The sequence below is a fragment of the Pedobacter steynii genome, assembly GCF_001721645.1.
Lineage (GTDB): Bacteria > Bacteroidota > Bacteroidia > Sphingobacteriales > Sphingobacteriaceae > Pedobacter > Pedobacter steynii_A.
Genome location: NZ_CP017141.1, coordinates 4426333 through 4447185, shown reverse-complemented (window position 1 = coordinate 4447185; position 20853 = coordinate 4426333). Strand labels below are relative to the sequence as shown.

The 20853-nt window shown below is 41.1% G+C and carries 16 protein-coding genes and 1 tRNA gene; 8 read left to right on the top strand and 9 right to left on the bottom strand.

Translation table 11 applies throughout. From position 1 onward, the window contains the following. Positions 1–42 precede the first annotated feature (42 nt). Both BFS30_RS18365 and BFS30_RS18360 read left to right on the top strand, forming a co-directional pair. Positions 43–2886 (top strand): prolyl oligopeptidase family serine peptidase, encoded by a 2844-nt coding sequence (locus BFS30_RS18365; protein ID WP_237028602.1) that lies wholly within the window; start codon positions 43–45, stop codon positions 2884–2886. A gap of 160 nt (positions 2887–3046) precedes the next feature. Next, entirely contained in the window at positions 3047–4318 is a 1272-nt protein-coding gene (locus BFS30_RS18360) for a nucleoside recognition domain-containing protein (RefSeq protein WP_069380623.1), read from the top strand. Positions 4319–4376: 58 nt separating this feature from the next. Here the strand turns inward: BFS30_RS18360 and BFS30_RS18355 are convergent, their stop codons facing one another. The 3 genes from BFS30_RS18355 to BFS30_RS18345 all read right to left on the bottom strand — a co-directional run bounded on the left by BFS30_RS18355 (position 4377) and on the right by BFS30_RS18345 (position 9419). Further along, on the bottom strand, positions 4377–5807 hold the full coding sequence (locus BFS30_RS18355) for a SusD/RagB family nutrient-binding outer membrane lipoprotein (protein WP_069380622.1): 1431 nt from the start codon (positions 5805–5807) through the stop codon (positions 4377–4379). An 11-nt stretch (positions 5808–5818) separates the two neighbouring features. After that, the gene (locus BFS30_RS18350; protein WP_069380621.1) at positions 5819–9043 is read right to left on the bottom strand and encodes a SusC/RagA family TonB-linked outer membrane protein; all 3225 of its coding nucleotides are present in this window, start codon (positions 9041–9043) and stop codon (positions 5819–5821) included. A gap of 139 nt (positions 9044–9182) precedes the next feature. Then, entirely contained in the window at positions 9183–9419 is a 237-nt protein-coding gene (locus BFS30_RS18345; protein WP_069380620.1) for a hypothetical protein, read from the bottom strand. Between the two features lie 153 nt (positions 9420–9572). On the opposite strand from BFS30_RS18345, the gene BFS30_RS18340 reads away from it, so the two are divergent. Then, positions 9573–9974, top strand: a complete 402-nt coding sequence (locus tag BFS30_RS18340; protein ID WP_069380619.1) for an OsmC family protein — start codon at positions 9573–9575, stop codon at positions 9972–9974. Between the two features lie 33 nt (positions 9975–10007). Here the strand turns inward: BFS30_RS18340 and BFS30_RS18335 are convergent, their stop codons facing one another. Continuing rightward, positions 10008–10718 (bottom strand): SPFH domain-containing protein, encoded by a 711-nt coding sequence (locus tag BFS30_RS18335; RefSeq protein WP_069380618.1) that lies wholly within the window; start codon positions 10716–10718, stop codon positions 10008–10010. Positions 10719–11063: 345 nt separating this feature from the next. After that, a tRNA-Arg gene (locus BFS30_RS18325) sits at positions 11064–11137 on the bottom strand. A gap of 216 nt (positions 11138–11353) precedes the next feature. Between BFS30_RS18325 and BFS30_RS18320 the strand changes: the two genes are divergently transcribed. After that, a complete protein-coding gene (locus BFS30_RS18320) occupies positions 11354–11785 on the top strand; it encodes a YciI family protein (RefSeq protein ID WP_208602985.1) in 432 nt (143 codons plus the stop codon). Here BFS30_RS18320 and BFS30_RS18315 read toward each other — a convergent pair. Then, positions 11782–13152 carry an exonuclease domain-containing protein gene (locus BFS30_RS18315; protein WP_069380615.1) on the bottom strand — a complete coding sequence of 457 codons (1371 nt, stop codon included), beginning with the start codon at positions 13150–13152 and terminating at the stop codon, positions 11782–11784. The genes BFS30_RS18320 and BFS30_RS18315 overlap by 4 nt on opposite strands. Positions 13153–13351: 199 nt before the next feature. On the opposite strand from BFS30_RS18315, the gene BFS30_RS18310 reads away from it, so the two are divergent. Then, on the top strand, positions 13352–13627 hold the full coding sequence (locus BFS30_RS18310; RefSeq protein WP_069380614.1) for a hypothetical protein: 276 nt from the start codon (positions 13352–13354) through the stop codon (positions 13625–13627). Positions 13628–13743: 116 nt separating this feature from the next. Here BFS30_RS18310 and BFS30_RS18305 read toward each other — a convergent pair whose 3' ends face one another. Continuing rightward, complete coding sequence (locus BFS30_RS18305; protein WP_069380613.1) at positions 13744–14298, bottom strand: GNAT family N-acetyltransferase; 555 nt, start codon at positions 14296–14298, stop codon at positions 13744–13746. A 329-nt stretch (positions 14299–14627) separates the two neighbouring features. Between BFS30_RS18305 and BFS30_RS18300 the strand changes: the two genes are divergently transcribed. After that, a complete protein-coding gene (locus tag BFS30_RS18300; RefSeq protein WP_069380612.1) occupies positions 14628–16127 on the top strand; it encodes an acyl-CoA dehydrogenase family protein in 1500 nt (499 codons plus the stop codon). A 154-nt stretch (positions 16128–16281) separates the two neighbouring features. Beyond that, positions 16282–16788, top strand: coding sequence for a hypothetical protein (locus tag BFS30_RS18295; RefSeq protein ID WP_069380611.1), 507 nt, complete (start codon positions 16282–16284; stop codon positions 16786–16788). Positions 16789–16867: 79 nt separating this feature from the next. Here BFS30_RS18295 and BFS30_RS18290 read toward each other — a convergent pair whose 3' ends face one another. Further along, entirely contained in the window at positions 16868–17869 is a 1002-nt protein-coding gene (locus BFS30_RS18290; protein ID WP_069380610.1) for a quinone oxidoreductase family protein, read from the bottom strand. Between the two features lie 117 nt (positions 17870–17986). On the opposite strand from BFS30_RS18290, the gene BFS30_RS18285 reads away from it, so the two are divergent. Then, on the top strand, positions 17987–18325 hold the full coding sequence (locus BFS30_RS18285) for a winged helix-turn-helix transcriptional regulator (RefSeq protein ID WP_069382518.1): 339 nt from the start codon (positions 17987–17989) through the stop codon (positions 18323–18325). Positions 18326–18327: 2 nt separating this feature from the next. On the opposite strand, the gene BFS30_RS18280 is transcribed toward BFS30_RS18285, so the two are convergent. Continuing rightward, positions 18328–20739 carry an ATP-binding protein gene (locus tag BFS30_RS18280; RefSeq protein WP_069380609.1) on the bottom strand — a complete coding sequence of 804 codons (2412 nt, stop codon included), beginning with the start codon at positions 20737–20739 and terminating at the stop codon, positions 18328–18330. Positions 20740–20853 lie beyond the last annotated feature (114 nt).

Genomic DNA, 20853 nt, shown 5'->3' with positions numbered 1-20853 from the left:
ATCTGTCAAAAAATCACAATTTTTAGAAAAAAATAGCTTTTTATGATGCACAAAAAACTTACCCTAACTTTTCTATTGTTTTCCAGCGTCGCTCTGGCGCAGAAAAAACCGCTGGATCATAGTGTCTATGATACCTGGGAATCTGTTGGAGCGAAACAACTCTCCAATAACGGACAATGGGCGATGTATGGGGTGAACCAACAGGAAGGAGATGCCAATCTATACCTGAACAACCTGATCAATAACTCTAAAATAAAAGTTCACCGGGCTACAAATGCACAATTCAGTGCAGATTCAAAATATGCGGTCTTTGCAATCAAGGCATTTCAAAAAGACATCCGCCAGGCTAAGATCAAAAAGAAAAAAGCCGATGACATGCCGAAAGACAGTCTTGGTTTAGCCAACTTAACCAATCTCGGGATTGTAAAAGTTGCGCGGGTAAAATCTTTCAAAATGCCGGAGAAAAGCGGAGGCTTCCTGGCCTATCAACTGGAAAAACCAGTAGATACCACGAAAAAGGCTGGTGCTTCCACTAGTCCCGATAAAAAAGACAATCAGGATTTCTTCGCCGATGAGGAATCTGCAACAGCTTCAAAACAGGAAGGCACAGATCTGATTCTAAAAAACCTGACTACCGGTCTGGAGCGCAGCTTCAAATATGTTAGCGAATACGCTTTCAGCAAAAATGGAAAACAGCTTATTTTTGCTTGCACAGGAGCTAAAAAAGACAAATCTGCTCCCGCAGGTGTCTTTGTATTGAATACGGAAAAAGGGACCCTGAAAACTTTGGTTAAAGGAAAAGGAACCTTTAAAAACTTTAGCTTTACTGAAGACGGAGATTACCTTGCTTTTGTAGGAGAACAAAGTCCGGAAAAGACAGAAATCAAAACCTATAATGTATATTACAATTCCCTTTCCTTAGATACTGCTCAGATTTTGGTAGACAATGAAATTCCTGGAATGCCTGCAAAATGGGCCGTAAGTGGTGATGGAAAAGTAAACTTCAGCAAAGACGGAACCAGGTTATTCTTTGGCATTGCTCCGGTTAAAAAAGCCAAGGACACGACTTTGGTAGATTTTGAAAATGCAAAGCTGGATGTTTGGGGCTATAAGGACGATTATCTTCAGCCCATGCAGTTGAAGAATGCGGAACGCGAATCAAAAAGATCCTACCTAAGTACCATTGAAATCTTCAACAGCGATCCCAGAATCATTCCGCTTACTGACCTTAAATTACCTGATGCCACGATGATCAATGAAGGAAATGCCCCTTATGCATTGGCTGCTACTGATTTTGGCAACAGGATTCAACAACAATGGACAGCAAATTCGATCAGAGACTATTATCTTGTAGATGTCAAAACCGGAGCAAGAAAGAAAATCATTGAAGGCCTGAGTGGCAATGCCATGGCATCCCCTAATGGAAAATATGTGATTTATTTTGATCAGACCAATTCCAACTGGTATACCTATGCCATCGCGACTGGAAAAGTGACCCACTTAAACAACGGCATGACAGTTAAACTGGTAGACGAAGAAAACGATGTTCCGGATGATCCTTCCGCTTATGGACTTGCAGCCTGGACTGAAGAAGATAAGACTGTTCTGATTTACGACAGGTACGACATCTGGGAATTCTCTCCCGAAGGGAAAAACCCAGCTAAGAATATGACCAATGGTTTTGGCAGACAAAACAGCCTGACTTTCCGTTACCAGAAATTAGATCCGGAAAGCCGCTTCCTTGGAAAGAAAGAAACGATTATTATGGATGTATTAAACAACCTCAACAAAGAGAATGGTTTCTATAAAACCAATGTCGGCGATACGAAGAATCCCGAGTTGATCGTTATGGGGAAATTCAAATACTCGAATCTGGTAAAAGCCAAAGACGCAGAGGAATACATCTACGATAAAGGAAATTACAGCATCTCTCCTGACGTGTATGTTTCCAAAGATCTGAAAACAGAAATCAAGCTGAGCAATACCAATCCGCAGCAACAAAACTACAACTGGGGAACAGCAGAACTGGTAAAATGGGAGACCCCTAAAGGATATAAATCCAATGGAATTCTCTATAAACCGGAAAACTTTGATCCGGCAAAAAAATATCCTATGATCGTTTATTTCTATGAAAAACTATCTGATGGATTATATGCTTACCAAGCACCGGCTCCTACCCCATCCCGCTTAAACATTCCTTTCTTTGTGAGCAATGGTTACCTGGTTTTCGCTCCGGATATCAGCTATGAAAAAGGATATCCTGGAAAATCTGCTGAAGAGTTTATCAATTCGGGTGTAGAATCCTTAAAGAAAAATTCATGGATAGACGGTAGCAAGATCGGAATCCAGGGACAAAGCTGGGGCGGTTACCAGGTTGCTCACCTGATTACACGCACCAATATGTATGCTGCTGCCTGGTCTGGTGCACCAGTGGTAAACATGACTTCTGCCTATGGCGGAATGCGTTGGGAAAGCGGTATGAACAGACAGTTCCAATATGAGAAAACACAGAGCAGGATTGGTGCAACCTTATGGGAGAAACCAGAACTGTACATAGAGAACTCTCCTTTATTCTCCTTACCGAAAGTCAACACTCCGGTAGTGATTATGGCTAATGACGCCGATGGTGCCGTACCATGGTACCAGGGAATAGAGATGTTTACCGGTCTCAGACGCTTAGGAAAACCAGTATGGATGTTAAACTACAATAACGAAGCACACAACCTGGTACAACGTCAGAACAGAAAAGACATTCAGATTCGCGAACAACAATTCTTTGATTATTACCTGAAAGGGGCAAAAGCTCCTGCATGGATGACCTCAGGGATTCCTGCTACGGAAAAAGGAAAAACATGGGGTTTTGAACTGACAGACGAAAAACCATAGAGATTCTCCATTATTCAAAAGGTCCTGCATGATGTGCAGGACCTTTTGTTTTTTAAGCTCTTTTTTAAATCTTTTACCTGTTCCTGCATTTTATTATGCTTTAAAAACGGATTATTAGAATCAAAACTATAAATTTAACCATTCAACTAATTTTATTTTAATGGCATTAAGTAGAATCTGGTCCGCTTTCATCATCATTGCGATTGTGGTTGCCAGTATAAAATGTTTCTTTTTGGGCGAAACCGAAATTTTCAACCTGATGATTATTGGAAAAGCCAGTGATCCCGGAAATCTGCTCAAAGTAGACGGCGTAATTGAAACCTGCTGGACAGCAGTCAACATCTGCTTAAAACTGATCGGTATTATGGCCTTGTTTATGGGGTTTATGAGCATTGCCGAAAAAGCAGGAGGTATCCGTTTGTTGTCCAGAATTATTGGACCATTCTTCTCAAAACTCTTTCCTGACATTCCTAAGGGGCATCCTGCTACCGGACATATGGTAATGAATTTTTCGGCCAATTTATTAGGCCTTGACAATGCCGCTACCCCTTTCGGATTAAAAAGCATGGAGAGTTTACAGGAACTAAATCCGAGTAAAGATACCGCTTCCAATGCTCAGATCATGTTCCTTTGTCTACATGCCTCTGGCTTAACCCTGATTCCGGTAAGCATCATTGCCGTCCGTGCTTCTTTAAATTCGGCCAATCCTACAGATATTTTTATCCCTTGTATGATCGCCACTTTTGTTGCCACTATGGCTGCGATGTTCATTGTTTCCTTCAAACAAAAGATCAATGTTTTTCAACCGGTGATTCTGGGTTGGGTACTGAGCCTTTCTTCTATAATTGCCTTACTGGTTTTATATTTAACGAGCCTGAGTACTTCCGGCCTCCAGCAATTTTCAGGAATTCTGAGTAACGGGTTACTGCTATTGATTTTCTTTCTTATCGTTCTCGGCGGATTGTATAAGAAGATCAATGTATACGATGCTTTCGTAGAAGGTGCTAAAGGTGGTTTTGAGACCGCTATCCGCATCATTCCCTACCTGGTGGGCATGTTGATTGCTATTAGTTTACTACGCACCAGCGGCACCTTTGATATGGTCATCAACGGATTAAAACATTTATGTACTATATTGGGTGCTGATTCCCGTTTTATCGATGGAATTCCGACCGCGCTGATCAGGCCATTGAGTGGAAGTGGCGCCAGAGGAATGATGATTGATACCATGACCGCACATGGACCAGATTCCTTTGCAGGAAGGTTGTCCAGTATTTTACAAGGCTCTTCAGATACTACCTTTTATGTGATTGCCGTATATTTCGGCTCAGTAAGTATCACCAATACCCGATACGCCATTGGTGCAATGTTGCTGGCGGATTTGGTAGGTGTTTGTACTGCAATCAGTTTATGTTATCTGTTCTTCGGATAGTTCCGCTATCTCATTAAAAAAGGCAGGTATTTGAAAAATCCCTGCCTTTTTTATGTGGTTATGGTTTATCCCACCAGACCCTGCTGTCCAGGTTATCTGCTCCTCCATACGGGAAGGCGGATACTGCAGCACTGTAGTTTACCCCATTATTGGCGATTTCCTGAGTAGGATAACCTTCTCTTCTTGGAATCTCCTGGCTGTTATTATTTGGTGCAGGACTCAACAGCGGATATCCAGTTCTTCTCCATTCTGCCCAACCTTCATAACCATGCATAAAGAGATGGATCCAGCGTTGTTCTGCAATCTGACGCAAACCTGTAGCCGCATTGTATGCGACCTGCGACTGCTCCAAAAATTCTGCTGCACCATTGCTGCTGTTGGTCCACTGAAGGATGGATTGCTGAATCGCCATATCATAATTGGCTTTAGCCTCCCCATCTCCACCAGGAATCCAGCCCAGCTTGGCTGCTTCTGCTTTTGCAAACAAGGCCTGGGCATGAGTTACCAGATATACCGGTGAATTTTGCTGACGAAGTGCAGTGCCCAATAAAGAAATGTTATTGATCACCACCGAAACGGATCCCGGAAGACCGTATTCTAATCCTACATAATTACCTGCTACATTTTTGTCAGCAAAAACAGGCAAACGGGGATCATTTAAGGGCTGCATATAGTCAATAACCGGCTTGCTCACTGCAAACCAGTTTCTTTTTAAACGGGTAAAGGAAGTATACCAGAAGTTTTCATTCACCTTATCCACCAGATGAACATAATTAAAATTGTCTGTGTTACTTTCCATGATTCCATTTGCCAGTGCCTTTTTAAACTCTTCCGCACCTTTTACAGGATCTATCTTAGAAAGACGTAATGCCATTAACAGATGAATGGTATTCCCTAATTTCTTCCATTTGCTCACGTCACCATTATAGATGATATCATTCTTAATGCTACCCGCAACAAAAGCTGCATTTGCTTCGTCCAGTGATTTAAAGAGATCGGTATAAATCTGCTGTTGTGTATTGTATGCAGGTGTAAAGTCTTCACGTCCTTTAAGTGCATCGGTATAGGGAACCGCTCCCCAACGATCGGTAATATGCCAGAAGTAATAAGCTTTCAGTATCGTTGCTACCGCAATCTGATTCGGAACCGGCCCTTCGTTTGGGTTGGAGGCCACTCTGATTGCCTCTTGCAAATTCATCAGCGGCCCTGCATAAATGGGATAAAAATTAAAGTTGACTGTATTGTAGCGGCTATTTTCGGTAAAGGTAGTCCCGGAAATATATTGAGGATAATGAATACCATAAGGAGAGGCATTCTTATCAAATGCAGAGCCGATATCCGGGAGAGACTGCTGTGCACTGGCAATCAATTGTGTCGCAGATGCTTTTTCGGGATTATTGGGTTCCTTGTTGATGTCGTCATCAAATTTGTTGCAGCCCGTTGCTGTTAAGACAAACATGGCGGCCAGACCTATATAAAGTTGTTTCATTGAAGTAGAAATTAAAATGTCAGATTCAGGTTAATACCATAAGAGCGTACGGTTTGCAGTTCTCCTTTTTCCAGCCAGCTGATCGAGGCACTTCCGGTAGACAATTCGGAAGGATCCAATCCTTTTGGTGCTTTTTGCCAGATCATTACAGGGTTTCTGGCTATCACTGCCAGTTTAGCTGATTTGAAAGGAGTTTTTTTCATGAAATCACCGCTAAAGTTATAGCCGATACTCACCTCTCTCAACTTGATATAAGAAGCATCATATAACCATTCCTCGTAGATTTTAGTGCCGATAGAATTTCTGAAATAGGATCTTGCATCTACATAACCGTTAAATTCCTGTCCACTTACATCTACCCCCGCTATTTTTGTTCCAGGTCCATAGATTCCATTCAGCTTTACCCCTCCGCCATCGGCAAGAGGATCACGTACATTTGCACCTCTGTCATTCATCACCGCAGTTTCTGCTGCCTGTCCTGATTTTGTGGCCAACATTTTTGTCCAGCTAAAAAACTGACCGCCCTTTTGGAAGTCGATCATTGCCGAGACGTCAAACTGCCCTATTTTAAAATTATTCAGGAATCCACCGGTAAACTTAGGCAGTACACTTCCAAAATCATGATTGGTTTCCACCAAAGGTAGGTTATCCGAACCTAAAAGAATTTTTCCGGTTTGGGGATCACGCGCATAGGCTTGTCCGACCAGGCTTCCAAACCCCTTATTCACTGTCGCATTCAGGTACATGTTGACACTGGAATAGGTATTTACGTCTAACTGGTAGACCGGCAAGTCCTGATACAATTCCTTGATGATACTTTTATTACGGTTAAAATTCAATGTCGCATCCCAGCTAAACAGCTTGGAACGGATGGGTGTACCGGATAAGGAGAATTCAATCCCCTGGTTCTGAATCATTCCTGCATTGACTACATTTGACGTATACCCGCTTGCTCCTGATACAGAAAGATTGAGGATCTGGTTTTTATTTTTCTGCTGATAATAACTGAATTCAAAACCCAGTCTGTTGTCCAGAAATTTCAGGTCTGTTCCTATTTCAAAAGAGTTGGCAAAAGCAGGCTTGAGGTCAGAATTGTTCAGCCTGTCCGGAACAAATAAGGTATTGATATTAATGGTCGTATTTTTATATACACTGCCAGGAGAGTAGAAAGGATTAACCTGATAAGGCTTACTATCAGAACCTGCTACTGCATAACTAGCCCTGAGTTTCCCAAAAGAAAGCGGTTCCCATTTCACTAACTGACTGAAAACAAAACTACCTGAAACAGAGTAATACCAATAGGAATTGTTGTTTTTCGGTAATGTCGAAGAATTGTCGTTCCTAAGGGAAGCATCCAGAAAATAGGTGTCCTTATACCCCACAGAAGCCATCGCATAAGCGCTGCGAACTTCCTTTCTACGCAGAAAAGAAGTGCTTTCCGGACGATCTACCGAGGCAGCCATGCTGTAATAATCAGGGCTTGATAAACCACCCACGGTAGCCTGAAAAGTTTGAGTAAACTTCTCCGTATAGAGATTGGCGCCTAAATTTCCTGTTAAGGAAATATCCCCAAACTGCTTGTTATATTGCCCCAGGAACTCATAATTGTTATCTATTCCCTGGTATTTCCCCACCGAATAGGCATCATCCAGACGGCCTCCAAAAGCCTCTTTATGAGAGATATTCTGAGTATAACGGTCTGAACGTACGAAGGCACTCAATTTCAATTCCGGTAAAACCTGATAGTTCAGGCTTACATCACCAAATAAACGGTCACGATCATCATTATTTAAACTCTTATAAGCATCAAAGAATGGATTATTCCAGTCGCTGGGCTTGTTGTTTGCACTGGTAATCATCCCCGTGTTCGTGTTCGGGTTAACATTCCAGTTCATAATCGTACCATCAGCATATTGATAATTTCTTAATCTGTTGATGTCTATATTGCGTTGAAACCACTGGGTTGCACCGGAGAAAGATCCCTGATACCCTTGTTCCGGCCGTTGCCCACTGTTATTCGCATAATTCGCATTGACACCAACGGTGAGTTTATCGTTCAGCTTCAGATCTGAGCTTAGGCTCAGGTTATTTCTTTTCAGCCATGTATTCGGGATCGTTCCATTAATATAAGCGTTGTTATAACTCAAGCGATAAGAAGAATTCTCATTTCCCCCCGTTACCGATATGCTGTTATTGATATTTTTTCCCGTTTCATAAAAATCACGGATATTATCTGGTTGAGGAACAAATGGTGTTGATTTTCCATAGTCTGCGTCCTGAGGATAAAAGCTATAATACATTCTTACCGGGGTTCCATCCATCTTTGGCCCCCAGCTTTCGTCATTTCCATTGATATATTTCTCTCCGTTAGCGAGCGTAAGAAAAGTCTGGTTATTACCAACTCCATAGAGGTTTTGCAAAGGCATAAAATTGGCAACTTTTTCGATAGAGAAACCCGAATTGAAACGTACCTCCACTTTTTTAGCACCTTTACTCCCCTTTCGGGTCGTGATCATGATCACTCCATTCTGTCCGCGGATTCCATAGAGTGCAGAGGCGGTTGGACCTTTTAGGACGTTGAGCGATTCAATATCTTCTGGATTGATGTCCTGAGAGATATTTCCAAGATCCACACCATTTCCGTTGTCGGTACTGAAATTGGCATCAGAGATCGGTGTGCCATCTACAACGATCAACGGAGAGCTGCTGCCACTTAAGGAATTCACTCCTCGGATTTTGATCTTCTGTGTTCCTCCCATGCTTGCTCCGGAAGATCCGACCACCTGCACACCGGCTACCTTTCCGGCCAGGGAGCCCAGAACATTTTGCTCTTTTGTTAGCGTAAGGTTATCTCCTTTGACGGTTTGAGTAGAATAACCGATAGACTTTTCACTGCGTTTAATGCCCAATGCGGTCACTACCACTTCCGTCAGGGATGTTTCATCCGCTGTTAAGCTGATATTGATCAGGCTACGGTTATTAATCGGGACCTCCTGACTTAAATATCCGAGGTACTTTACAACCAGTGTTGTAGCATTTGCCGGCAAAGTAATGCTATAACTACCATCCGGTTGAGTTGAAGTTCCGGAGCTGCTGCCTTTAACAAGGACACTTGCACCCGGAATGCCTGCTCCATTACCTGCATCACTTACTTTTCCCCGGACAATTTGCTGAGAAAAACCACTAAATGCGAATAAAATAAAACAGGAACAAATAAGGATAAATCTTTTGTTCATTTGGTTAGTATTTAAGTTCTATAAAGGAAAATACTAAAAAAATGACTGTATTGTTAATTATTTGGATACTATTAGCCAAATTGATACACAAATACCATTAAAATGAACCTTATTAAAGAAGGTAAAGAAGAAGAAAATTTTAAACGGGTTTGCTTAGGGATAAGCGACTGATAATTTGCTCCAGAACTCCCGGCTCTACACTGGTATATTTTGAGGATCTCCAGGTGCTGGAGGAATCCAGCCATACACAAAAGGAATGGTAGCCATCCAATACTACGGCATAAGTTTCATGAAAATCGTCCTGAATCCTCATGCAGAAACCTTTCACGGGTTTTCCCTGAACATCAAACTGAAAGTTGAGATAATTACTTAGCATATTTATATGAGGTTAGGTATTGACAACAAATCTATAGTTGAAATGTTTAAGTAATTTTAACTAATTAACATTTAATTGTGAAGTGACCAAACGTTTTGTACTTCCAGTTGTTCCAATGTTTACATCAGTTTAACCATCATTCTTATTTTCATTATGTCAGACAAGCAAATCACCGCAGTAACCGAACTGGACAGATCAAATTACAAAACGAAAGTGTACTCAGATGGACATTTTATTTATGCGGATGAACCGGAAGATCTGGGTGGTACAAATGAAGGAATGGCACCAGGCGCCTTGCTGCTTGCAAGTCTGGGGAGTTGTACAGCCATTACCATAAGAATGTATGCCGACCGCAAGGGGTTAAATCTGGAACACATCCGGATTGAGCTGGCCATCTGTAAGGAAAAGGACATGAACGAAGCTACTGTCATCACCAGGAAGGTGGAGTTAACCGGAGTGCTGACCGGCGAACAACATGATCGCCTGATGCAAATCGCAGATAAATGTCCGATTCATAAAATCTTAAGCAATCCGATAAAGATTGAAACCAGATAAATGTTAAAGGGGCACCTGGAGTGCCCCTATATTTTAATCCTCTTTTACTACTTCGTCGTCTTTAGTCACCTTAACCTCGACTTTGGTTGCTCCTGCCCTTGCAGATGAAACTGCTTTTCCGATTTCAGTAAGTCCTTTTGATTCATAGATTTTCATTGCAGTAACCACATCAATAGCCTGTCTGGTTTGCTCTTCAGGAATTGGAACAAAAGAAAGGAAGTTTAAAGTCACTCCTTTTGTTTTTAGCAGGTTGTTTACATTTTTTAGCAGGTCTGCTTCAAACTCATTTTGATTGAAATCAACAATATCCTCATTTAACAATAGATCTCTTGCGATTTCTTTAATCCTTTTATCAATGACCGAATTCTCAGCAGTTTCATAGGCTTGGGAACTGTTCACTTCGCTATCGCTGTCGCTATTCATTTTACCCAGGTACTTGGCTTCTCCGATATAAAGCCGCGCGTCTGTTATTGAATAATCATAGGTAACTTCGATTTTAGCCATTACACGGTTTTTAAATGCGCTTTTAAAAACACTTTCACCCTGCATTGGATAGTCTGGTACGGTAATTTTATAGGAACACATGCCCACACCTTTTGGCACGGTTTCACCGGCTTTGATTAATTCCCAGCTTACCCCACAATTACTGGTATAGAGGGTTTGTACATTGGATTGAGCGCGATCGCAGGAAGAAAGAGACAATGCCATCAGGCAAGCAGAGAGCGGTAAAAATAGATTTTTCATCGTTTATTATTTTTGATGTAATTTATTAATTTATAGGAGATAATAGCAACCACAATTGGAATTAATGCCACTATGACCGTAAAAAATAGGCCGGCACTTTTGTAGTATTGACCGAGAATGTAAATCTGATACCAAAAGTTGATCAGGCAGATTGCAACTACTACAATCAGGATGTAAAATAGCACTTTCATATTGGAAGATCTTAAATCTGATTTTTATTTAATTCAAGATAAAATTTATTCTTTACAATTTGTGAAGAAGAGAAATATGAGTCCAAAAACCCATTAAACAAAAAAAGACGAAGTCTGGAGCAACTTCGCCTTTAATTAAGAGATAAATCCCTTGTACACCCAATAGGATTCGAACCTATGACCTACGGTTTAGAAAACCGTTGCTCTATCCAGCTGAGCTATGGATGCGTTTCCCTTGTTGGAGCGCCAAAGATAGAAGTAAAAATGAATAACAACAAATCTATTTTACAATTTTATTTACCATTAATGCGTATTTCACTGCTTTTAAGCACGATAGGATGCAAAAAAAAATGTAATTTCGAAATACAGAAATATCACGGGGGATTCACTACAATTTAACATCACATGAAAAAACACTACCTAATAACCACATTAATTATTTGTTTGACAGCTTTTTACGGAAGCCTTAAAGCACAGGAAACCAACAAAAACTACGATGAGAAGCTGGCAAAGGAATTAAATGCCGATGAATACGGAATGAAGACCTATGTTCTGGCAATTTTAAAAACAGGCACTCAAAAAAGTCTTCCGAAAGCAAAACAAGACAGTATTTTCAGGGGACACATGACCAATATTGGAAAATTAGTGACAGACGGAAAACTGGTTGTTGCAGGTCCCTTGGGTAAAAATGATAAGAATTACAGGGGTATTTTTGTGCTTGATGTACCTACCATAGAAGAAGCAAAAAAGCTTGTTGACACCGATCCGGCCATCCAATCAAAATTATTGGACGTAGATCTGATTGTATGGTATGGTTCTGCAGCTTTAAAGGAAACCTTAAAGATCCACAGCAAAATCGAGAAAAAAAGTCATTAAACAGCGATTCGCTTATGCGGGTGTTGTTCCGTATGCGTCAGAATCAGGTGCATGATGTAATCATTCGAAGGATAAGCTTTTAAAGCAGATTTCAGGAGCTCAGGCTCCTGAACATCTGAGTACTGAGATATATACCCCATTCCATATAATTTACCCTGCTCCACTAAAATACAGCTCTGCTCATCCTCCGTTCTTCCTGCATCTATAATGGCGAAGCTCGGAAGCATAGATTTCAGTTGCGCAATTGCATATTTAACCCGCACATTATAGGCAGGAGCAGATTCCTTACCCACACATGCCCCACTGCAATTACCCTCCTCATGACCAGTACAGGCCATTCTGTTTTTCTGAATATAACACAGCTTTTCACATAGAAAATGATCTTTTATCAGGATCTTTAAAAGGTGATGCCCTTCAAGAATCGTATTGAAACTATACAATACCGGTAAGTTCTTCTTGAACGTATCAATTCCCAATCGGAGGTAACCTTTCTGGTCTTCAAAAGAATACAAAGCATACTTTTGTTCGTAACGTTTCAATGCCCGGTTATTTTCCGGCCATAGTCTTTTGATTTCCGTCGCCTCCAGGATGAAAGCCATCAATTCTGTTCCGCACACTTCAAAATCCACACTATAAATGTTCTTCAGGAAATCCTGACGTTGCTTACCTGCATTATTTCCACTGAAATGGGAACACACTCTTTTCTTTAAGCTTTTCGCTTTTCCGATATAAATGACCTTTCCTTTCTGATCTTTAAAATAATAGACCCCCGGATTCTGGGGTAGCTGATCGATCTTGGATTTCGATAAATTAGGGGGCAATGCCTGCTCTTTCGAAGTAATTTTAAGGGATTGATGGATGATGCCTTCCGTATCGTTCTGTAGCAGCATGCTCAACAATTCCGCAGTAGCCTTCGCATCTCCCCCCGCCCTGTGGTGGTTGTTCAATGAAATTTTTAATGCAGCACATAGCTTACCCAGACTATAGGATTTATGACCTGGCAATATTTTACGGCTCAGCCTTACCGTACACAGTTTATTACATTGTAAATCATATCCGGCTTCACCAAGCTGATGCCGGATAAAAGAAAAATCGAAATTCACATTGTGGGCTACAAACACTTTATCATGAAGCAAATCGTAGATTTCTGAAGCCACCTCTGCAAATACAGGGGCATTTTCAACCATATCATTGCTGATTCCTGTTAAAGCCTCAATATGATCGGGAATATATTGCTTCGGATTAATCAGTGTTTCAAATGAATTGACCACTGATACCCCATCATGAATCAGGATTGCAATTTCCGTAATTCCATTTCCTGAGGCATAACCACCGGTGGTCTCTATATCTACAACAGCGTACAGCATGATTTATTAAAAAACGTGATTTCAGGCTGTAAATATGCTAATAAATTTAGTATAACTGAAGCGAATTAAAATATCTTTTCTCCGGCCTTTCAGAATCCCTTAAATATCTGCAGAATAGTCGGATGCCGGTCATAAACCAGAGCTTAGTCGCCGGACCATTATATTATCCGTATCTTTGTCAATTAAAGTAATATGTAATATGATAGATTATAGTGAATTGATTAATAACGATAAAAGTTCTGGCAGAATTAAGGACCTTGAAGATGCCTTAAATGGTGTTGAAGTAACTTATTCCCGCTGGTTACTGAACCGTGAAAATATCCATACCGGAGAGAAACCAGACAAACTGGGTAATTACTTCCGTTATTTCTACGATGCAAATGGAATTCAGTTTTATGTAAAAGATGGACTTCCTATCGATATCAAAAACGCATGCTGGTCTGCTTTTAAAGGCGTTTTCGTAAACAAAAAGTAATTCCATAGGAACCTTACAGGCAATAACAAAGGCAGCTGCAGGATTTAATAAGCACTATTAACGCTTGCAACTGCTATATTTTCCAGATTCCTTCTCCATAGAGAAAACTGGAAGAATTACCTATTTTTAAACCTCAACCAGTTTTCCTTGCTTAATTCCCAGATTTCGCTTTCTTTTAATAAAGGATCAACAAAGGCTGTGGCTTTAAGTCCGATGAGTTCGCAACCTGTTTTTTCTTTGATTCTCCTGGAAGCGATGTTCCCAAGCGCATTTGCAAATACCAGTCGCTCAAAACCAAGCTCATTAAAAGCAACATCGATCACCGGAAAGTTTGCTTCGGTCATGATTCCCCTACCCCAAAATGGCTTAGCCAGCCAAAAACCCCGGTGTTCAGGCTTGCCTTCACGCCATAAATCGATACAACCAATCAGCTGATCAGGCTGCTCCTTCAGAAAGATCCCCCATGCCCAACGGTCTTTACCTTGTTGAGGCAAAAGAACATGCTCAATATAATCTCTAACTCCATTTTCAGGATATGGCCATGGCACTTCAGCAGATAAGAACCGGATCACATCATAATCAACGAAGTACCCCGAATAAGAAGGCACATCTTCCATCGTTACCCCTTTCAGCACAAGCCGCTCAGTATTTAATGTCGGAATTTTCAGCATAATGGTAAATATAAATAAATCGCCAAAATGGAGAAAAATACATGTAACCTAATATTTTTTGTATATTTCCCTACACTCATCGGTGCGCAAAGGAAAAATGTCTTTCCTCCGGCGAACCGATGTGGGGATTAAACAGCTGTATAAGAAGGGATAGGGACCTACTTTATCATACTAAATAGACTAATGTGATCAGCATCATTTTATGATTCGTTACATTGTCATTATTTTGAATTTGATACTCAGCAAAAATTGTTTATTATTTATAAGAATTCTAGATAAATATTCACTTATTTGCGAAACGATCTTATTAAAATATTTGTATTCTATTTATGACATCAACCGACATCCGATTTTCTGATTACATCAGAGACTTCGAGCAAACCTTAAAAAATTTATTCCACGTACAATCTGACATAGACAAACTTAGTCTGGAGAGAGGCTTGCCTCCTGAAATACTTCGGGGGATCATGGATCAGCAACCGCTTTCGGTAGCTATTCCAACTCAATATGGTGGCCGTGGAAGTATCGTTAAGGAATGTCTGGGCGTTTTAGCTGCAGCATCTTATGAGTCGCTTCCCCTTTCTTTAACCTTTGGAATCAATATTGCCCTCTTTTTAGAACCGGTTTCTAAATATGCAGATGAATCAGTTAAATCCGGAATTTTCAATAATTTCCTTGAAAAAGGACAAATGGGTGGCCTCATGATTACCGAACCTGATTACGGTAGCGATGCCCTTAACATGAAGACTACCAGCAAAGAAATTCAGGAAGGTTACCAGATTAAAGGTACCAAACACTGGCAGGGGCTTACCGGAATGGCAGATTACTGGATCATTGCCGCAAGAAATGAAAATGAAAATGGCGACCTGGCCAGAGATATTGACTTCTTTTTATGCGACATCACCCAGCCAAAACAACACATTGTTGTGGAAGAATATTTTGACAATGCCGGTCTTTATATGATCCCATACGGCCTAAACAAGCTCGATCTTGTAGTGCCTCAGCATTTCAGATTGAAACCGGAAACGACCGGAATAAAAATGATGCTGGACATTCTTCACCGAAGCAGGATGCAATTCCCGGGAATGGGAATGGGCTTTATCAAGCGAATGCTGGACGAAGCCATGCAACATTGCCATAGCCGTATCGTAGGTGCTGGTAATTTAATGGCGATAGACAATGTACAGTTTCAGATTTCAAGAATACAATCGGCTTATACCATCTGTTCTGCCATGTGTGCACACAGTAGCGAAATTAGTGGTATTCAACACAATTTAGCGACTGAGGGACTGGAAGCAAATACCATGAAAGCAGTGGTGACTGACCTGATGCAGGAATCAGCTCAATTGCTGGTACAACTTTCCGGTGCCAACGGATACAGAACAACTCATATCGGCGGCCGCGGAATTATGGACAGCAGGCCATTCCAGATCTTTGAAGGTTCTAATGAAATGCTGTATAACCAGACCGCTGAAATGATCACCAGAACGATGAAAAAACAGAAACAATCACATCTGTTTGATTTCCTAAATATGTTCAGCCTGACTGCAGAAGCTTGCCAGTATTTTAAGAAAGACTTATCCTTCACACTTTCAGAAAGCTTGTCACAACGTAAAATGGTGGATCTGGGTAAGGTTTTAACAAGGATTATTTGCATCGGATACGTATTAAACCTACAGAAAAAAGGATTCAGAAAAGACCTGGTTGACAATTGTATTACGATGGTTCAACAAGAAGTATCCGCTTTAATTGCATCCTTCCAGTTCGACAATACCGTTAAAGTAATAGATGATTATTCGGCAGACAGCTCCTGGCTGAACTTCGCCTAATCCATCAATACCTAGTTTAAAAAGCATCCGCCTAAAAACCGGATGCTTTTTTTTATGCCACGACCATACGTTTTCTTATTTTAGAAAAAATTTTCAGTTATTTCGGTCAACTGAAATTCATTAGAAAAATTACTGGCGAAAACACCAATCAGAAATGAGCACAGATCAGAATTTAATCAAAGAACTTATCGGCCTTCTGGCAAATGGCCGGCTGGAACAGGAAGAAATTAGCAGAATTACAGAAATTATCTGCCTTGCTTATCAGGATCCTCAAGCATACCTTAATTCGGAAGCAGGTGAAGAATATACCTGGTTATTAGAGGTAGATCCGGAAGGAATCGCGACCTGGTCAATCGGCTCAGAATTATTTGACCTTTTGCTCCGTTCCGATAAAATAGACGAGTTTCACGAACAAGTACAGGATGAATTCCCAGGCGGCCCCATTCCCGACTTCCCACATAACCACTTCTCTTCCTCAGACGAATACTTTATCTGGATCAATAAGATCCTGAAAGGCATACCTCCAGGTCATCAGCTGATTTCATTTGGAGACAGCTATGGAGATGATTTACAAGGCATTATCGTTAACCGCGCAGATACCTCGAGAATTATGGCCTTATGCCAGGTGCTAAACATAAAATCAAGCGTGTCTTTTTATTAAAAAGCACCCCAATAAGCGTCTGCAGTGCCCCCAAAAGTCAGACACTTTTTGAGGGCGCTTTATCAATCAGTCTTTGTACTTAACTGATTTTCATCACGATTTTCTTTCCATGAACCTGGTTATTCTCCATCAGGGAATGAGCTTCCTGCACCGTCTTAATACTAAGCTCTCCCACTATATTTATCGCCGGAGGACTGATTTTATTTTCTTCAATCAGATCGACAACCTGACGAAGTGTTTCCTCGTAATACATCATGTTGTTATCGAGGATATAAGCATAATTAGAGATATTGACCACGATACATCCTTTATCAAACAATACCCCTCTGGCCTGCTCTGTTCCCAGAAAAGTCACATCAAGATAGATTCCGTTTACCCTAAGCACTTCCGCAGCAAGCTCTGAGCTCTCTCCTCCGACAATCTCCACCGCAAAATCAAAAGACTTTCCACCATTAGCTGCGATAACCTGATCTTTCAAATGTGCTGTTTTATAATCAATTACATTATGCTCGTCCAATCCAAGGGCAAATAAAGCTTCCATGCTCCTTCTGTTACCGGCAGTTGTAATGATCTGATGAATGCCTTGCTGCTTCAAAATTCTAATTAGAAAACTTCCTACCGCTCCGGATCCTCCGGTAATAAAAACCGATTGTCCTGGTTTCACATCCATCCTTTTAAAACATTGCCATGCAGTTAATCCCGCAGAAGGAATCGCTGCTGCCTCCTCGAAACTGATATTGGAAGGCTTATGCGCAATCATTTTCGGGTTTAAGGCCATATATTCCGCATAACTACCGTTGGAACCCATACTACCCGAAGCAGCCAACACTTCATCACCAGCTTGAAAACCCCGTACAAGATCTCCCACCGCAATAATCACCCCCGACAACTCTCTTCCCAGAATCGGAGAAGTCATCCGGTGCTTCTCTCTACGGCCCAGTCTCATTTGATAATCTATAGGATTAAATGCAGCCGCTTTAATCTGAATCAATACCTCTTCTGCTTTCATTACAGGCATTTCTATATCGGCAAGACGGAAATTATCCAGTCCGCCAAAGCCATCCAATACAATTGCTTTCATCGTAACTTTATTTTTATATTTGTTAGGGAAAACCCCTCTCACAAAACTACAGCACAAAAGAATAAATACTCAGAGCTCCCTTATTTGGGAGTAACTCATAAAAAAATGAGCCGCGTAATGATTAAAGAAACCTCATCAAATGCCGTTAATAAAGCCTTTCTTCTAAGGTCATGCAGGATTAATACCGCTCTGGACGCCATTTCCGGAAGATGGAAGGCACTGATCCTGATTCACATTTATGAAGAAACAAACCGGTTCAGTCTGCTGAAAAGCGTTCTGCCGGGAATATCGGATCAGACACTGGGCAAACAATTGAAAGATATGGAAAGAGATGGATTGCTTAGCAAAGAGATCATTGCCGAAATCCCGGTGCGTGTAGATTATCATCTGACTGAAAAAGGAAAAGCCTTAATGCCAATCCTGGTGAATCTTTCCAACTGGAGCGATATGGAATAAAGCTAGCCGGTGTTATTGATGACTTCCAACAGCAGCTCATGCATTTCATCGGGATTAAAAGGTTTAGACAAAACATAGGTGATCCCCATTTCTGCCAGGCGCATCCTGACCTCTTCCAGAATATCCGCAGTAAAAATGATCACTTTTGTTTCCGGATAATCTACCTGTACCTGCCTTGCCAGTTGATAACCATCCATCCCCGGCATATGAAGATCAATCAGGATGATGTCAAATTCCTCTGCTTTCAACATGGCCAGAGCAGTATATCCATTATCAGCCTGCTCCGCATCGATACCAAAATTCCACAATTGACGCTTGGCAACGAGCAAATTAACAGGATTATCATCCACGACCAATAGCCTTAATCCAGGCAGAATATCCTTTATACGCCGCTCTCCTTTAATTACCCTACGAAGGTCGGGGCCTTTAACCACCTCGAATTCTATCTCAAATTCAAATGTAGTCCCTTCATTTACACGGCTTCGCAGGAATATTTCACTCTTAAATAAACTAACCAGGCCCTTGGTGATACTTAATCCAAGACCAGTTCCCTGTTGTTGTCTATGGCTCGCCTGCTGGACCTGATGAAACTTATCAAACACCAGGTTATGAAGGTGCTCGGGAATTCCAATTCCAGTATCTTCAATCTTAAAAAGCACCCTTATCATTCTTCCTTCTTGTCTGACCGCTTTAAGGCTAATCCGGACTTCTCCCTTTTCGGTAAATTTAATTGCATTCCCGATGAGGTTATTCAAAATCCTTCCGAGCCGGAGCTCATCAAAGATAACAGAAGAAGGAATTCCATGATCCGCATAAAACTTTAGCTCAAGCCCCTTCACTTCGGCCAGCGACTGGAATTGTTTAATGATATTTCCAACCAGACCAACCAGATCTCCCTCCGTTTCATTGAGTTCCATTTTCTTGTTCTCAATTTTCTCCAGATCAAGGATATCATTTACCAGACTCAGTAAATGGTTAGAGGAAAAACTCAGGTGATCCAGATACTCTCTGATCTGGGGATCAGGAAAATCATTCTGGTTCAACAGATTACAGATTCCGATAATCCCATTCAACGGAGTACGTATTTCATGACTCATGATAGAAAGGATTTCCGTTCTCTTTCTTGCAATCTGCTCTGCCAGATTCTTCGCTGCAATAAGCTCTTCCTGATTTTTTTTATTGTGGGTGATATCCTTCAGAATTCCCCTGAAGGACTGAACATATCCATTCTCTGAGACCGGAACTCCTGCGATCCTAACCCATTTTTTCTGGTAAGTTGCAGAAGTCAACTCCAGCTCGATATCAAAAGGCTGGAAACCTTTAAAGGCTTCGTTAAGCGTATTTAACAGGATAATTTTATTATCGTGATCAAAGTAATCAAGGATAGTTTTATAGTCAAGTACCACCTGATGGTCCAGATCTTTAATGTCATTGATCTGTTTGGTCACAAAAAGCTCCCTGTTTTGCAACTGGTATTCCCAGCCCCCCATCTTAGAGATATCCAGGCCAATATCCAATAAGTTATTGATCCTTTTTAATTCCGTTGTACTTTGCTGTAATTGATCGCTCATTAACTTCTTAGCAGTGATATCTTCAATCACACAGATCACCCGGACTGCATCAGCGTCGTTTTCTCCATCAATTTTCTGGAACTTCGCACTGTACCAGAAATCCTTGTTCACATCAAAATCCGGATACACACACTCCTGTCGTTCTCCGGTAATGAGCAGCTCGTGTATACACTCCATAAAGACATAGGCAAAACCGCCCATCACCTCTGTTAAGGTTTTCCCGATAAAGAGTTCCGGCGGCATAAACAGCTTACTCTTATCTTTTACCCAAACTTTTTTAATGACCGTATTTTCATCCAGCTCCAGGATGATGTCATCAAGGGATTCTATCAGTAATTGCAGACTGGCGGTCTTTTTCAATTGAATATCCAGCTCCGGAACACTCTTGCCATACAGGTTCATATAGGCCAGCATTCCATTCAGGATAGGAATTGCGGGCTTGATCATGGCATAATTCTCAACAGTAAAAGGCTGGTTCGAACGAATCAGATAAATCAGTCCCACAATACCTTCGGCATCTTTGATGCTGCAAATCAGCATACTTTGCTCGCCGATCTTTTTTATCTGATAATTTCCGGTTCCGGTTCCAGTATTTTTAAAGGTAGCATGAACCAGACCAACCTGACCATTGTTCACGAAAACATCTTTCAACCGGTTTTTATTATTGATCAAACCTGCCGAATCGCTTTGCGTGAGCTCACATAACTCGTGTAATAACTGCTCCAGCACCCGTTCTTTCTGACCATTTGAATAATAAGCATTCTGAAACTGCAAAATCCTGTTAAAAAAAACAAGATCGGGCTGTGTCAGGTAGTTATTAGAAAAATCAGCAAAAGATCGCATAGATAAAAACATTATTCTTTAGATGCTGCGGTCAATTTACATAAATAACCCAAAAACAATCCTTCTTATCAGAGATTTCTGGAATAAGTTAAATAGCAGGCAACATTATTTAGA